Source organism: Pseudomonas sp. 7SR1, assembly GCF_900156465.1.
GTDB lineage: Bacteria > Pseudomonadota > Gammaproteobacteria > Pseudomonadales > Pseudomonadaceae > Aquipseudomonas.
The window spans coordinates 1,731,399-1,747,727 of sequence record NZ_LT707064.1; the positions used below are offsets into that span (position 1 = coordinate 1,731,399).

Below are 16,329 nucleotides of genomic sequence, written 5' to 3' on the forward strand. Positions count from 1 at the left end.
CAAGGAGGCGAGATGCCGCTGTGTTTGACTATCACTAGTTATCACAAGATTACTCCCGGTCAATGTTCTGAAAAGTCCATGGATCAAGGAGTGATGGCAATTGGCCGTAATTCCGATAATGATTGGGTATTACCGGACCCCGAGCGCCTGGTTTCCGGTAAACATTGCGTTATTCAATACAAGGATGGCCGGTATTATCTGACCGATAACAGCACTAACGGTGTGGAATTGGTCAAGGCCGGCGTTCGCCTGCGCAAGGGCAACAGTGAGCCCCTGCAGGACGGCGAAGTGATCCGCATCGGCGACTACGAGATCCAGGCGCGTGTCGATTTCAACCTGCCGGTCACCGACAGCAACCCGTTCGCCGAATCGCCCAGCAGCTTCGAAGCCCTGATGGGGCAGCAGAGCGCCCCCCTGCATACGCCTTCGCCAATTCCCGTGGTGTCGCCTGCGCAGTTCCAGGGCGTGTCCTCCATGGACACGATGCCGGATCTGTTCGACTTCCTGACACCCTCGAGCATCCCGCCGGCCACCCAGCCCGATCACGTACCGGCCCAGCAGCACGATTTCCGTCCGCCCACGCCGATGCCGCGCCCCAGCCCGCCGCCGCTGGTCGAGCCTGTGGCGATGACGGGCGCCCCGGTGATTCCGGAGGACTGGGACCCGTTCAGCGACAAGCCCGAGCCGGTGGCGGTCAACCCCCAGCCTGTTCCGCCGCCTGTGGTGGAGCCGGTATCGATACCGGTGCCTCCGAACCCGATCCCTGCGCCGCAGATCAGCGTGTTCGAAACCCGTGTGCCGGACGAGCCTGTTCCACCTCCGGTCGCCCGTGTCGAGCCGCCGGTTGCACCGCCGGTCGCACCCGAGCAGCCCGTCGAAGGCGCCCGGCCCGATCTGCTGCAGGCCTTTTTGCGCGGAGCCGGGCTGGAGCAGTTGCGCCTGGACAAGGCCCAGGCCGAGGCGCAGATGGAAAGCATCGGTCGCAGCTACCGGCTGATGGTCGAAGGCCTGATCGATGTCTTGCGCGCCCGCAGCAGCCTCAAGGGTGAGTTCCGCATCCAGCAGACGATGATCCAGCCGGTGGAGAACAACCCGCTGAAGTTCGCACCCAACGTCGACGAGGCCATGCTGTTGCTGCTGCGCCATGGCAACCAGGCGTTCATGGCCCCGGACGCGGCGGTGCGTGACAGTTTCGATGACCTGCGCGCCCACCAATTGGCGGTGATGGCCGGTGTGGAAGCGGCCATCAAGCATCTGCTGGGGCGCTTCGAGCCGTCGCAACTGGAAGAACGCATGGCCAAGCCCGGTGGGCTTTCGGGTATTTTCAGCGGCTCGCGGCAGGCCCAGTACTGGCAGCAATTCACCGAGCTCTACAGCAACATTTCCCGGGAAGCCCAGGAGGATTTCCAGGACCTGTTCGGTCGTGAATTCAGCCGTGCCTACGAAGAACACAGCACACGACAGCGACGCCGTTGAGCGTCGACGCCCCCTAACCTTTCATAGTCAAACAACGGATAGCTCAAACGTCATTGAGGACGCAGGATGATTCCCAGGTTTTTACTCGCAGTCGCCGCCGCGCTTCTGCTGACGGCGTGCGCCAAGGATGCGGCCAACAACCAGCCCGAAGAGGCTGAGGCCGATACCGCCGCCATCGAGCTGCACTTCCACGCCATAAACGGTCTCAACCCCGGTGCAACCGGCCAGCCGGCCCCGGTCCGGGTGCGGATTTTCGAACTGAAGAACGCCGCCACCTTCGGTCGCTCCGATTATTTCGCCCTGGCCGAACGGGCCCAGGCGACGCTGGGCGCTGACCTGATCGATCAGGACGAAGTACTGGTCCAGCCCGGCCAGCAGCTGAGCCTGCAACGCGATCTGGACCCATCGACCCGCCATATCGGCATCCTGGTGGGTTATCGCGAGCTGGACCGCTCGTTGTGGCGCACGGTGTTGAATGTCCCGGCGCGCCAATACACCGAATACCAGATCAGCCTCGATGTACGCGCCGTGCGCAGCGACGTCGTCGTTACCCCATCCAGCCCTGCCCAATAAGCAATCGGAGCCCCCATGTCCTGGAACAATCGCGTGGTCTGGTCGGAAGGCATGTTCATTGGAACGCAGCACTTCCAGCAGCATGACCGTTACCTGGAAAACCTTATCGACGCTCGCAGCCGCCCGCTGTCGGCCGGCGCCTGGGGGTTTTCCGAATTGCTGATCGACCAGGGCCTGCTGGCCCAGGGCAAGCTGGCGATCATCCGCGCGCGGGGGCTGTTGCCGGACGGCACACCGTTCAACATCCCCCAGGACGATGTGGCGCCGACGCCCCTGAATGTCGATGACAACCTGCGCGATGGCCTGGTGTACCTGGCCTTGCCGCTCAAGCGTGCCGGTACCCGGGACACCGTCGATGAGGGCGAAGCCCTGGGCGCGGCGCGCTATGTGAGCCAGGTCTGCGAAGTGCGGGACGACAACGCGCCGTTCGAAAACCGCGCACCGGTGGCGGTGGGTTCGCGGGCGTTGCGCCTGTTGACGGAGCAGGACGGCATCGGTGACTACGCTGCCGTCGGCGTGGTGCGAATCAAGGAAAAGCGCGCCGACCGCGCCCTGGTGCTCGACGAGACCTATATCCCGCCGGTGCTCGATGTGCTCGTCTCCAAACCGTTGGCCGCGTTTCGCAGTGAGCTGCTGGGCCTGCTTCACCAGCGTGGCGAAGCCCTGGCCGGGCGCGTGGTGGCGTCCGGCGCCGGTGGTGCCTCGGAGATTGCCGATTTCATGCTGCTGCAACTGGTCAACCGGGCTCAGCCGCTGATCCAGCACCTGAGCCAGTTGAGCCCGCTGCACCCCGAGCGGTTCTACAGCGAGCTGGTGGCCCTGGCCGGTGAGTTCTCCACCTTCACCGCCTCCGGCCGACGACCGCAGGAGTACCCGCAGTACCAGCACGACGACCTGGCACTGAGCTATGCGCCGGTGATGCAGGCCCTGCGCGAAGCCCTGTCCATGTTGATCGACAGCAAGGCGATTCCCATTCCGATCGTGGAAAAGGCCTACGGCATCCACGTGGCGATGCTGGCCGACAAGACCCTGCTCGACAGTGCTAGCTTCATCCTGGTGGTGCGCGCCGACGTTCCCGCCGAGACCCTGCGCAGCCGCTTCGGCCAGCAGAGCAAGATCGGTTCGGTGGAGCACATCCGCGACCTGGTCAACCTGCAACTGCCGGGCATCGGCCTGTTGCCGTTGCCGGTGGCGCCACGCCAGCTGCCGTACCACGCCGGATCCACCTACTACGAGCTCGACCGGGGCAGCGACCATTGGAAGCAGTTGGGCAACTCCGGCGGTTTTGCGTTCCACATCGCCGGCCAGTTCCCGGGGCTGAACCTGGCTTTCTGGGCGATCCGAGGATAATTGGCGATGAGCAACGACGATCGTACCCAGTTCATGCCGACGCCCGGTGGGCGTGGCGCCGATCCCTTCCGTCCGGAGGCGGGCCGCCCCGCACCGGCACCCGCGTCGACACCGCTGTCGGTGCCGGCCGCGCCGGTCCTGACCGGCAAGGCCCAGGGTCTCAATCCGCTGGAAAGCGCCGCCGGCCCCTTGCTGGCGTTGCTGACGCGCCTGCGCAACACCATCGCGCACCCGGCGCCGGCCAGCCTGCGGGCGCAGTTGCTGGCCTACCTGCGGCAGTTCGAGGAACGCGCCGAAGCCGCCGGCGTGGTGCGCAACGATGTGCTCCTGGCCCGCTACGCCTTGTGCACCGCCCTGGACGAAGCCGTGTTGAGTACGCCTTGGGGCGGCACCAGCGATTGGGGCAAGCAAAGCCTGTTGATCACTGTGCATAACGAAGCCTGGGGCGGCGAAAAGGTTTTCCAGTTGCTGGAGCATTGCCTGCAAAGCCCACGGGAGCGCCTGTACCTGCTGGAGCTTCTGTACCTGTGCATGTGCCTGGGGTTCGAGGGACGCTACCGAGTGATGAACGACGGTCGCAGCCAGTTGGAAGCCTTGCGCGAACGCACCAGCGCGGTAATCCGCAGCGCCCGTGGCGACTACGAGCGCGAGCTGTCGCCGCACTGGCGCGGCGTCACCGTGGGCCGGGATCGCCTGGCGCAATTCATGCCGCCATGGATCGCCGTGGCCATCGGCGCGGCCCTTTTGCTGGCGCTGCTGTTCGGCCTGCGCATGAAACTGGCCTCCGATGCCGAGCCGGTGTTCAAGAACATCCATGCCCTGGGGGAGATCCCGGTGCAGGCCATCGACCGACCCGTGGTGCAGCCCAAAGTCATCGAGCGCCCACGCCTGGCCGGTTTCCTGGCCGATGAAATCAGGGCCGGTCGGATCGCCGTGGAAGACGCCGTCGACCGTTCGGTGGTGACCATCCGCGGCGACGAACTGTTTGCCTCCGGCAGCGCCAGCATCAAGGACGATTTCCAGCCGCTGATGCTGCGCATCGCCGACGCGGTGCGCAAGGTCAAGGGCCAGGTGCTGGTCACCGGCCACAGCGACAACCGACCGATCGCCACGTTGAGATTCCCGTCCAACTGGGCGCTGTCCGAAGCACGGGCCCAGTCGGTGCTGCAGATTCTTTCGGCCAAGACCGGTCAACCCGAGCGCTTCAGCGCCGAAGGCCGCAGCGACACCGAGCCGCTGGCGTCCAACGCCACCACCGAGGGGCGTGCACGCAATCGTCGGGTTGAAATCACAGTTTTGGCGGAGGGGGTCGAGTGAAAGCGTTTTTCAGTTTTATGATCCGCTGGGTCATCCCGTTGCTGGGGCTGATCGCCCTGAGCCTGATCATCTGGTTCGTGGGCCCGCTGCTGGACTGGCTGGTGCCCGAAGGCCGGCGTTGGGCATTGATCATCCTGGTGTTCGCGGTGTGGATCGCCTATCGGGTGTTGCGCATCATCCAGGCCCGCCGGCAGGCCGCCGAAGTCATGCGCAGCCTGGCCGCGCAAACGCCGCCCGACCCCACCAGTATCGCCACTGCCGAAGAGCTCGAAACCCTGCGCCAGCGCATGGACGAAGCCTTGGCGCTGCTCAAGAAAGCCAAGCTTGGGGGCGACGAGCGTCGCAACCTCTACGAGCTGCCGTGGTACGTGATCATCGGCCCGCCGGGTTCGGGCAAGACCACCGCCCTGGTCAACTCGGGGCTGCATTTCCCGTTGGCCGCGCAACTGGGCGCCGGTGCGGTGCGCGGTGTCGGTGGCACGCGCAATTGCGACTGGTGGTTCACCGACGAGGCCGTGTTGCTCGACACCGCCGGGCGCTATACCACCCAGGACAGCGATGCCACCGTCGACAAGGCGGCATGGCTGGGCTTTCTGGGCCTGCTGAAAAAGCAGCGCGCCCGTCGCCCGATCGACGGTGCCTTCATCGCCATCAGCCTCTCCGACCTGCTGCTGGGCAGCGACGCCGAGCGCGCCGCCCATGCCGCGGCGATCCGGTTGCGCATCCAGGAGCTGTACACCCAGCTGGGGGTGCGCTTCCCGGTCTACCTCATGTTGACCAAGCTCGACCTGGTGCCGGGGTTCATGGAGTTTTTCGACACCCTGAGCAAGGAAGAACGCGCCCAGGTCTGGGGCATGACCTTTGCCCTGGACGATGGCAAGAGCAACGACAGCCCGCTGGCCCACCTGCAAAGCGAATTCGCCGGCCTGGAGCAGCGCCTCAACGACCGTCTGGTAGAGCGCCTGCAGCAGGAGCGCGATCCGGCGCGACGCGACCTGATCTATGGCTTCCCGCAACAGTTCGGCGCCCTGAAGGATTGCCTGCAAAGCTTCCTCGAAGGGGTGTTCAAGCCCAATGCTTTCGAAGAGCGCGTGTTGCTGCGTGGGGTGTATTTCACCAGCGGTACCCAGGAAGGCAGCCCGATCGATCGACTGATCGGCTCCATGGCCCAGAGCATGAACCTGGACCGCCAGCATCTGGCGCGCCAGACCGGTACCGGGCGCAGTTACTTCATCGAGAAGCTCTTCACCGCCGTGGCCTTCGCCGAGCGTGGGCTGGTGGGCGTCGACCCCAAGGTCGAGCGCCGGCGCAAGTGGATCGCCCGGGGCGTGCTGGCTAGCACCGTGGTGCTGGTGCTGGTGGTCGGCACCTTGTGGTGGGTCAGTTATCGCGCCAACCAGGCCTATATCGCCCAGGTCGACCAGAAGGTCGCGCCGCTGGGCCAGACGGTGCAGAACCTCAGCCCGGCGCAGCGCGATGTGCTGGCGGTGCTGCCATTGCTCAACGCCGTGAAACATCTGGCCGACGACGCCCCGAGCTGGGCCGAAGGCCTGGGCCTGTACCAGGGCGACATGCTCGAAGCCGAGTCCGGCAGTGTCTACCGCAAGCTGCTGATCGCGGTGTTCGCCCCGCGCCTGCTGACGCGCATCGAAGAGCAACTGCACAGCGGCGGCAATTCGGACTTCCTCTATGAGGGCTTGAAGGCCTACCTGATGCTCGCCGACAACGAGCACTACGATGCCGATTTCATCAAGGCCTGGGTCGCCCTGGACTGGGATCGCAGCCTGCCGCGAGACCTGCCGGCCGAGCAGCGCCTGGCCTTGGGCGAGCATCTGCAGGCGTTGTTCGAGCGCCGTCCGCCGACCGCGCGCCTGGACCCGCGGCTGATCGACGACCTGCGTCGGCAATTGCAACAGCTGCCGGTGGCCCAGCGTGTCTACGACCGGATCAAGCGGCAGAAACTGCCCGACGGCGTACCCGACTTCCGCATCAACGAAGCCGCCGGGCGCGACGCCGCGCTGGTGTTCAGTCGCAAGAGCGGCAAGCCGCTGGGCGAGCCGTTGAGCGGGTTCTTCACCGTCAAGGGTTATCGCCAGGGCTTCCTGCTCGCCAGCCTGAGCCAGACCGGCACCCTGGCCGAAGAGCAGTGGGTGCTGGGCTTTGAGCAGGCCGACCAGCAGAACGTCGCCAGCCTGGCCGCCGATGTGCGTCGCCTGTACTTCGAGGACTACCAGCGGCAATGGGACGCGCTGCTGGCCGATATCGACTTCGTGCCCATCACCAGCGTGGCCCAGGCCGCCGACGTGTTGCGGGTGATTTCCGGTCCGACGTCGCCCCTGAAAAAACTGCTGGTGGCCGTGGCGAAGGAAACCGACCTGCAACAGCACGAGCGCCAGCTGGCCGCCCAAGGCGTGCCCACGGAGGGGGGGGTCGACAAACTCAAGGAACGCCTGGGCAGCCTGCTGGGCCAGGAACAGGCGACCCAGAGTGCACCGGCGCAAAGCGACGATCCAGTGACCGCGCACTTCGCCGAGCTCAACAGCATCGTCAGCAAGACGGATGGCGAGCCGGCAGCCATCGATGGCCTGTTGGCCGACATGAACGCCCTGTACGTGCAGGTCAGCGCCATGGTCGGTGCCAGCGGCGACGCGCTGCTCGGTGAAGCCAAGAACCAGGCCGCCGCTGCGGCCACCCGGGTCAGCCTGAACGCCGAGCGCCAGCCGCCGCTGGTGCAGGGGCTGGTCAAGTCGGTGGTCAACTCCACCACCAACAGCATGATGGGCGGGGTACGCAATCAACTGAACGCCGCCTGGACCAGCGAAGTGGTGAACATCTATCGCCAGTCCCTGGCGGGGCGTTACCCCATGTCGCCGGGCAGCGCGCGGGATGCGACCCTGGATGACTTCGGCCAGTTCTTCGGGGTGGGCGGGGTGATGGACAATTACTTCCGCAAATACCTGCAGCCCTACGTCGACACATCGACGCCGACCTGGCGCTGGCAACCGGGCGCCGCCCAGAAGCTCGGCATCGCCCCCGGCGTGCTGCAGACCTTCCAGCGCGCGGCCACCATCCGCGATGCGTTCTTCCGTTCCGGCGGCACGCAACCGATGGTGCGTTTCGAGCTCAAGCCAGTGGCGATGGATTCCACCATCACCCAGTTCCTGCTGGACCTCGACGGTCAACAGCTGAGCTACGACCACGGTCCGAGCCGGCCGACCGCCATGCAATGGCCCAACCCCGGCAGCATCGGCGTGGTACGGATTTCCATCATGCCGCCATCGTCCAGCGGCCGTTCCGGCATCACTCTGGACGGTCCGTGGGCCTGGTTCCGCCTGCTGGAACAATCGGACCTGACGGCTGGCAACTCGCCGGACCGCTTCAACCTGCGGCTGCGGGTCGATGGCGCCAGCGCCTCCTACGAGCTGCGGGCCAACAGTGCCTTCAACCCGTTCAAGAGCCGGGTACTGAGCGGCTTCAGCCTGCCGGAGCGGCTATGAGTACACCGGGCTTCTATGGAAAGTTGGCCAGCCGGGGGGACTTCGTCAGCCGTGGCTTGCCCCAGAGCTTCATCGCCCCGTGGGACTCCTGGCTGGCGGCGGGGCTGCTCGCCAGCCAGACCAGCCTTGGCGAGCGCTGGCTGGACGCCTATCTGGTCAGCCCGCTGTGGCGCTTCATGGTCGCGCCGGGCGTATGCGGGCCGGAGGCGGCCGTGGGCGTGGTGATGCCCAGCATCGACCGGGTCGGCCGCTATTTCCCCTTGACGGTGGCGGTGCTGCTGGAACCCGACGCCGATCCGGCGTCGGTGGTGGGTGGTGCGGACGAGTGGTTCGAGCGGGTGGAAAACCTGCTGTTGAGCACCCTGAACGTGGAGGCCAGTTTCGAGGCTTTCGGCACGGAGCTGGAAAGCCTGGGCAGCCCTGCGTATCGAACGCGCCTGCCGAGCAGCCAGTTCGCCAGCCTGCATCGCTTCGATGCCACCGACCCACAGGCGCGCATGACCGCGCTCGCCGAGTCGGCCTGCGAAGGCACAAGCCTGTGGTGGGGGCAGGGTTCGGAGCGCATCGCGCCCGGTTTGATGCGGTGTCGGGGCCTGCCGGCTGCCGCCGATTTCGCGCAATTTTTGCTCGGCCAAGAAGGTGTTGTGTAGATGCGTCCAAGTGCTGGGAAAGCATTCAAGTCTGCAAGCAAGAGCCATGTCGGCATGGTCCGCCAGGTCAATGAAGACGCCTGCCTGGACCTGCCGGAAAACGGCCTCTGGGTGGTGGCCGATGGCATGGGCGGGCACGCCGCGGGCGATTACGTCAGCAGCCTGATCGTCGACAGTCTGCGATCCATTGCCGTGGGCCGCTCCCTGGATGAATACGTCGCGGCGCTGCAGAGCGATCTGCTGCGGGTCAACGCCGCCGTGCGCGAAGAAACCGCCAACCGCGGCGTCACCATGATGGGCAGCACCGTCGTGGTACTGGCCACCCGAGACCTGCGCGGCATGTGCCTGTGGGCCGGTGACAGCCGCTTGTATCGCCTGCGCGACGGGGTGCTCGAAGGCATCTCCCGGGACCACAGCTACGTCCAGGACCTGCAGGACAGTGGCCTGCTCAGCGAAGCCGAAGCCCGGGTCCATCCCCGGGCCAACGTGGTCACCCGGGCCATCGGGGTCGAGGCGCAGTTGAAGCTGGCGCTGGTCGAACTGCTGCTGGTGCCCGGCGACAGTTACCTGCTGTGCAGCGACGGGCTGACCAAGACCGTCGAGGACGATGAGATCCGCGAAGTGCTGAACCACGACGACCCCGGCGAAATTGCCAGCAGCCTGGTGTCCCTGGGCCTGATGCGCGGTGCGCCGGACAATATCACCGTGGTGGTCGTGAAGGTGCCGTCATGAGTTCCGTGTTGAATATCCAGATCCCCGGCTACGACATCGAAGGGGAGATCGGCGAAGGCGCCATGGCGAGTGTCTACCTGGCGACCCAGCGATCCCTGGAACGCAAGGTGGCATTGAAAGTCATGGCCGCGGCACTGGCCGCCGACCCGACGTTCTGCGAGCGCTTCCTGCGCGAAGGCAAGACCCTGGCCCGCCTGTCGCACCCTCACACGGTCACCATCCATGACATCGGCAACGTCGGTGAGCTGTATTACATGGCGATGGAGTACCTGCCCAACGGCACGCTCAAGGAGCGCATCGCCGCCGGCCTTTCGCCGGAGCAGGGGCTGGCCTATATCCGCCAGATCGCTTCCGCGCTGGGCTATGCCCATGGGCTGGGCCTGGTGCACCGCGACGTCAAGCCGGCCAACATCCTGTTCCGCGCCGACGGCACGGCGGTGCTCTCGGACTTCGGCATCGCCAAGTCACTGGACGACCGCACCCAGTTCACCCAGGCCGGTTTCGCCGTGGGCACACCCAGCTACATGAGCCCGGAACAGGCTCGCGGACAGGACATCGACGGCCGCGCCGACCTGTATGCCCTGGGCGTGGTGCTGTATGAAATCCTCGTCGGCAAACTGCCCTATACCGGCAACGACGCGCTGTCCACGGCACTGGCCCACCTGACCGAACCGCTGCCGGAACTGCCGGTGCATCACGGCCGGTACCAGGACGTGCTGCGCAAGCTGCTGGCGAAGGATCCGGCGGAGCGCTTCCCGGATGCGGCCGCCTTGCTGCGGGCCCTGGACAACCTGCCGCCGGAGTCCGACGCGACCTTGATCCGGCCTTTGCCGCTGCCGGTGTCGACGAAGCCTGTGGGGGATGACCTGGCCGGCCTGACGCCGATGTCCATTGACATCCCGAGCGGCCCGGTGCCGCCCTCGTCCCAGGCTCAACCCCAGGCCAGGCCGGTTCCACCGCCGGTGAGCCCGTCGCGATCGGCGGTTTCGCCGCCGCGCAAGACCCCGGTATTCGCCCTGGCCGCCGTGGCGGTGGCCGTGGCGCTGGCATTGGGCGGCGCGGGTTATTGGTGGCTGTCCGGCGACAGCGGCCAGGCCAGCAAGCCGCCGCTTGCTTCCGGTTCATCGGCCACGAAACCGCCGGCCAAGACCCCCGACGTGCCACCGGCGAAAGCCCCCGATGCCTCACCGGCCCAGCCTCCCGTGACGCCCCCAGTGAATCCGCCCGTGGCGAACCAGGCCGATGGCGGCCAGCGGCCGTTGTTGATGGCTGGCAAGAAAACCCTGTTCCAGCGGGTACTGAGCAAGCCGGGCGCGACCCTGGTCGATGAGCCGGGTGCCGCGCCGGGCAAGGCGCTGCCGGCGTTTTCCGTGTTGTATGTCTACCAGCGCAAGGACGTCGATGGCAGTCCGTGGGTACGGGTGGGCGCCGCCACGGACGGACGCAGCGATGGCTGGCTGCCGGCCGCCCAGGTCAGCGACTGGAAGCAGAGCCTGGTGCTCAAGTTCACCGAGCGTTCGGGCCGCGCGCCGGTCATGTTCCTGCGTCAGCCCGGTGAAGTGGAGAAGCTGCTGGCGAACCCGACGAACGCCAGGAACGTCCTGCTCAAGGCCCAGCAGAACCGCGAGGACAACCAGCAAGTGTTGGCCCTGGAACCGGCCGCCAGTGCGGTGCCGCAGAATCAGTTCTACCTGTTGCCGATCTTCGATTCCCGCGAGAGCTTCGATGAAAACGGCCAGCCGGTGCAGTTGTTGAACGTGGCCTCCATCGACCCGGGCAACACGCCCCGCGCCTCGACCAACACCCCGATCACCACGGCCAACGCCGATGCGTTCCGTACCGCCGTGGTGCTGGTGGTGGACACCACCGTGTCCATGCAGCCCTACATCGACCAGGTTCGCGACGTGGTCCATCAACTGCAGACCCGTATCGCCGAACGGGGCGAGCTGGACAGCGTCAGCTTCGGCATGGTGGGTTTCCGCAGCAGCGTCAAGAAGACCCCGGGCCTGGAATACGTCGCCAAGACCCTCATCACCCTGGAGCAGGGGCGCGACCCGCAACGTTTCATGGATCTGGCGCGGCAGGTCAAGGCTTCCACGGTATCGAGCCATTCGTTCAACGAGGACGCGTTTGCCGGTGTCATGGAAGCGGTGGAAGGCATGGACTGGTCCGGCTACGGCGGGCGCCTGATCCTGTTGGTCACCGACGCCGGTGCCTTGCGCAAGAACGACCCGTTCGCCGCCACCCAGATGAACGAGGCCGAAGTGCGCCAGGCGGCCCTGGGCAAGCAGATCAAGATCTACGCCCTGCACCTGCTCAGCGACGCCGGCAAGAAAACCCACGCCGGCGCCCAGAGCCAGTACCGCATCCTGACGGCCGACGCCAACCCGCAGATCGGCGACCTGTACATCCCCGTGCCTGGAGCCGATGTGCGCAAGTTCGGCGAGCGCGTGGACGAGATCGGTTCGGTGTTCGCCGACCTGGTGCACCAGGTGCGCAGCAACAAGCCGCAAAGCGTACCGATGTTGAGTGCCGCGCCGAGCCTGGCCGACAAGTCGGCAGCGGTGGGCTATGCGATGCACATGGATTTCCTGGGCCGCAAGGCCGCCAGCCAGGCGCCACAGCTGGTCAGCGCCTGGACCGCTGACCGCGACCTGACCAATCCGGCGCTGCCGGCGTTCCAGGTCTGCGTGATGCTGACCAAGCTGCAACTCAACGACCTGCAGCAGTCGCTGAAGCTGATCGTCGACGCGGCTCGCAAGACCCAGCGTTCGCCCAAGGACTTCTTCCAGGAAATCGCCAGCGCCAGTGCCTACATGAGCCGCGACCCGTCGGCCTTGCGCAAGGGTGGCAACCTGGCCGATGGCGGGATTCTCGGCGAGTACCTGGAAGGGCTGCCGTACCGCAGCAAGTCGCTGAACATGACCCAGGATCTGTGGCTGTCGTTGAGCGTGGCCGAGCAGGAAGATTTCATCGATGAGCTGGATTCCAAGATCCGCCTCTACGAGACCTTCCACAACGACCTGGCGAACTGGGTACGGTTCGGCGATGCCGAGCCGGGCGATGCCTTGTACCGTGTTCCGCTGTCGACGCTGCCGTGATGCTGACCCTGAACGCCGTGCACAAGAGCCGGGGCACCGGCAGCCAGCGCTACAGCCTGGTAATTGGGAGGCTGCACCTGCGTGCCGGTGAACAATTGGCGGTGGTCGGTCCCAGTGGCTGCGGCAAAAGCACGTTGCTGGACTTGCTGGCGCTGGTGCTGGCGCCGGACCAGGCCGGGCAGTTCGACTTCGCGCCCGGCAATATGTCGCTGGATATCGGCAAACTGTGGCGTGGGTCGCAACAGGACACCTTGGCTGAGCTGCGCAGTCGTCACCTGGGCTATGTTCTGCAGACCGGTGGCCTGCTGGGCTTCCTGAACGTACGCGGCAACATCGAGTTATCGCGCAAACTGCTGGGCTTGAAGGATGACGGCAGCGTGACGCGCCTGGCCGAAAAACTGGACATAGCCGACCAACTGGACAAGAAGCCGGCGGACCTCTCCGTGGGCCAGCGCCAGCGGGTCAGTTGCGCGCGCGCCCTGGCCCACGGCCCGCGCCTGTTGTTGGCGGACGAACCGACCGCTGCCCTCGACCCCTTGAACGCAGAGCGAGTCATGCAGTTGCTGGTGTCCCAGGCCCGTGACAGCGGCGTGTGCTGTGTCGTCGCCACCCACGACGAAGCCTTGGCCCGGGCCAGCGGTCTGCAGGTACGGCGTATCAGTTGCCGTCGCGACACGGACGGCGGCGTGACCGCCACCCTCGGGGAGGCTTGCTGATGCGCGGCGCGCTGGTGGCTTCCCTGGCCTGGCAGGATTACCGCAACGATGCCTGGCTGTCGGCGTGCTCGGTGCTGGCGCTGGTGGCCGTGGTGGCGCCGTTGCTGGTGCTGTTCGGCCTCAAGTTCGGCCTGGTCACCAGCCTGACCGAACGCCTGCAGAACGATCCGGCCACCCGGGAAATCATCCCTCTGGGCGGTGGCCGGTTCAGCGCCGCTTTCATCGAACAATTGAGCCAGCGCGGTGACGTGGCCTTTGCCTTGCCGCGAACCCGGCAGATCGCCGCCACGGCGGACTTGAGCAGTGCCACGGCGGGCGTCACCGTCGAGATGATACCCACCGCCGCCAACGATCCCTTGCTGGAGCGCCTGCCGCTGCCACAAGGACTGGACCAGGTGGTGCTCAGCCAGACCGCGGCCGAGAAGCTCGGTGCCAGGGCAGGTGATTGGTTGCAGGCCAGTTTCGGCCGGCAGGTGGCCGGTCGCAGCGAGGCGCAGCGCACGCGGGTCCAGGTGCTGCACGTGCTGCCCCTGGAGGCCTTTGCCCGGGATGGCCTGTTTGCGCCACTGGCCTTGCTGGAGGCGGCCGAGGACTACCGCGACGGTCGTGCCGTAGCCGCGTTCGGCTGGCCCGGCGATGCGGTGGGCGTGGCCGAGCAGCGGGTGTACCCGGCATTCCGCCTGTATGCCCGCAGCCTCGGCGACGTGGAGCCGCTGCGTCAGTACTTCGCCGCGCAGAACCTGCTGGTGGCCACCCAGGCCCAGGCCATCGCACAAGTGCAATCGCTGAGTCGCAATCTGTCGATCGTGTTCTGGATCATCGCCGGCTTGGCCCTGGCCGGGGCATTCGCGGCGATCTTCGCCGGAGCGCTGGCGGCGGTCGAGCGCAAGCGTCGGGAGCTGTCGGTGCTGCGCCTGCTGGGAGTCTCCACCGCGGCGCTGTTGTTGTTCGTAGTGCTGCAGGCGCTCTACAGCGCCACGTTTGCGGCCTTGCTCAGCGCCGGCCTGTATGGCCTGGCGCAGTCGGGCCTCAATTATCTGTTTGCGCAGATGCCGGGCGAGTACGCCAGCCATCTGCTGGTGCGTCACTACATCCTGGCCCTGGTGGCCGTGCTCGGCACCAGTGCCTTGGCGGCGGCGTGCGGCGGCTGGCGGGTGGCGCGCATCCAGGCATCTGAAGGAATCCGCGATGTATAAGCTATTGGGCGCCGCCGTGGCGCTGAGCCTGGCCGGCCTTGTGTATGCCGATGAAGGCACCGACAAGCTGGACAACCCCAAGCCGTTGCCCGACGACGTCAGCCTGCCGCTGCCGTGCGAGGGGCAGATGGTGTTCCGCTACGTCTACATCCTCGCCCAGGGCACCCTGGACGACCGCGAGATCAGCCTGGGCTATCCGTTCAGCGAGGGTGAGGCCGGCTACCAGCAGTCGTTCATTTCCGGTTACCGGCGCGACTTCATCAACGGCCAGTTCACCCTCAAGGACCTGCCCAAGGAGTGGAACAAGACCATCACGCCGTTGATGCCCAAGACCGATGCCCAGACCCCGCTCAAGCCGATGCTGTACTTCATCGGCAAGTACGAAGTCACGGCCCGGCAATACGCCCAGGTGATGGCCCAGGCACAGTCCCTGGCCAGCGGCGAACCGGCACCGGCCTGTGAGGCTTTGCTGGCCGAGCTTCCCCAGGGCATGGCCGGGCGCCTGCCCAAGGTGAAATTGTCGAAATTCGAGGCTGAGCGTTTCTCGGCCGTTTACAGCGCCTGGCTGATGAAATACCACAAGGACCTGTTGCCGGTGAGCGGCCGCGGTACGTCCGCCGAAGACGGCGGGTTGGGCTTCGTGCGCCTGCCCACCGAAGTGGAATGGGAATTCGCCGCCCGGGGCGGGCAAGCCGTCAGCCGCCAGGATCTGGAAGGGCGGCTGTTCCCCCGGCGGGTCGAAGGCAGCGAAGGCGATGGCCCATTGGCTGACTGGGCGGTGTTCAACCAGGTGGCCGGCGGCACCGGCCAGGCCGCACGCTTGATGCCCATCGGCACCAAACTGCCGAACCCTGTCGGTCTGTTCGACGTGATCGGCAACGCGGCGGAAATGGTTCAGGAGTCCTTCCAGCTGGTGCATTCCGGACGTCGCCAGGGGGCGTATGGCGGCTTTGTGGTCAAGGGCGGCAATTACCTGGAAGGCGAGGGCACGCTGTTCACCGGCATGCGCCGCGAGTACCCGCTGTTCGCCGCTGACGGTACCGAGCAAAGCAACGAAACCACCGGTTTCCGGGTGGCCGTGGGGGCCTTGTCGGCACCGCGCTCACGCTACAAGGAACTGTTCGCCCAGTGGCAGAAAGAGGGCCGCCTCGCGTCCCTGACCGATGCCATCGACGACGCCCAGGATCCCACCAAGCGCCTGGACAGCATCATCGCCGCCAGCGTCGATCCACGCCTGCAGGCCGAGCTGGGGCTGGTCAATGAAGAGCTCAAGCGCAACGTGTCGCTCATCGCCCAGCAGCGTGAGGAAGCGGCCGGCAATCTGATCCAGTCCGCGGCCCTGGTGGCCGAGACCGTCAACAACTACAACATTCGCCTGACCAATCTGCAGCGCAGTCGCGAGGCGGCCGTGGAGGCCAAGGACGAAGCCAGCGCCCAGCTGTTCGCCACGGCCATCGACAACGGCCGCAGCGCGCTGGACGGCGCGGTGGCGATCTACATCGACAACCTCGCCACGGGCACGCGCTACACCGATGCCGTGATCCAGGCGCAGTTTCAACGCATCAAGGAGGAATTGGAGCGCAAGCCGGTGCTGGGCAAGAGCCTGGTGGCGCGCGCAACGTTGTTCGTTCGCCATGTCGGTGACTATCGTCAGCAAAAACGAGCCGATCCGGCGGCGATATTGAAGGAATTGCTCGCATCGAGCGGTCAACGATCATGAC

At 66.0% G+C, this 16,329-nt stretch carries 11 protein-coding genes; all 11 read left to right on the forward strand.

All coding sequences use genetic code 11. The annotated features are described in order from the left end of the window. Nucleotides 1–12: 12 nt before the first annotated feature. The 11 genes from tagH (at nt 13) to BW992_RS07825 (ending at nt 16,328) form a co-directional block, all read left to right on the forward strand. On the forward strand, nt 13–1,476 hold the full coding sequence (gene tagH / locus BW992_RS07775; RefSeq protein WP_076405936.1) for a type VI secretion system-associated FHA domain protein TagH: 1,464 nt from the start codon (nt 13–15) through the stop codon (nt 1,474–1,476). 66 nt (nt 1,477–1,542) lie between these two features. Next, on the forward strand, nt 1,543–2,049 hold the full coding sequence (tssJ, locus tag BW992_RS07780) for a type VI secretion system lipoprotein TssJ (protein WP_076405938.1): 507 nt from the start codon (nt 1,543–1,545) through the stop codon (nt 2,047–2,049). Between the two features lie 15 nt (nt 2,050–2,064). Then, on the forward strand, nt 2,065–3,399 hold the full coding sequence (tssK, locus tag BW992_RS07785) for a type VI secretion system baseplate subunit TssK (RefSeq protein WP_072430974.1): 1,335 nt from the start codon (nt 2,065–2,067) through the stop codon (nt 3,397–3,399). Between the two features lie 6 nt (nt 3,400–3,405). Continuing rightward, nucleotides 3,406–4,716, forward strand: coding sequence for a DotU family type VI secretion system protein (locus BW992_RS07790; protein ID WP_072390810.1), 1,311 nt, complete (start codon nt 3,406–3,408; stop codon nt 4,714–4,716). Next, complete coding sequence (tssM, locus tag BW992_RS07795; protein WP_072390807.1) at nt 4,713–8,213, forward strand: type VI secretion system membrane subunit TssM; 3,501 nt, start codon at nt 4,713–4,715, stop codon at nt 8,211–8,213. Before BW992_RS07790 ends, tssM begins: the two co-directional genes overlap by 4 nt. Further along, nucleotides 8,210–8,863 carry a type VI secretion system-associated protein TagF gene (gene tagF / locus BW992_RS07800; protein WP_072390804.1) on the forward strand — a complete coding sequence of 218 codons (654 nt, stop codon included), beginning with the start codon at nt 8,210–8,212 and terminating at the stop codon, nt 8,861–8,863. Before tssM ends, tagF begins: the two co-directional genes overlap by 4 nt. Continuing rightward, nucleotides 8,864–9,595 carry a PP2C family protein-serine/threonine phosphatase gene (locus BW992_RS07805; RefSeq protein ID WP_072390801.1) on the forward strand — a complete coding sequence of 244 codons (732 nt, stop codon included), beginning with the start codon at nt 8,864–8,866 and terminating at the stop codon, nt 9,593–9,595. It begins immediately after the preceding gene. Further along, nucleotides 9,592–12,696, forward strand: coding sequence for a serine/threonine-protein kinase (locus BW992_RS07810; RefSeq protein WP_076405941.1), 3,105 nt, complete (start codon nt 9,592–9,594; stop codon nt 12,694–12,696). Before BW992_RS07805 ends, BW992_RS07810 begins: the two co-directional genes overlap by 4 nt. Next, on the forward strand, nt 12,696–13,412 hold the full coding sequence (locus BW992_RS07815) for an ABC transporter ATP-binding protein (RefSeq protein WP_072390795.1): 717 nt from the start codon (nt 12,696–12,698) through the stop codon (nt 13,410–13,412). The genes BW992_RS07810 and BW992_RS07815 overlap by 1 nt, the downstream gene beginning before the upstream one ends. Then, entirely contained in the window at nt 13,412–14,608 is a 1,197-nt protein-coding gene (locus tag BW992_RS07820) for an ABC transporter permease (RefSeq protein ID WP_072430971.1), read from the forward strand. Before BW992_RS07815 ends, BW992_RS07820 begins: the two co-directional genes overlap by 1 nt. After that, entirely contained in the window at nt 14,601–16,328 is a 1,728-nt protein-coding gene (locus tag BW992_RS07825) for a formylglycine-generating enzyme family protein (protein ID WP_076405943.1), read from the forward strand. The genes BW992_RS07820 and BW992_RS07825 overlap by 8 nt, the downstream gene beginning before the upstream one ends. Nucleotide 16,329 lies beyond the last annotated feature (1 nt).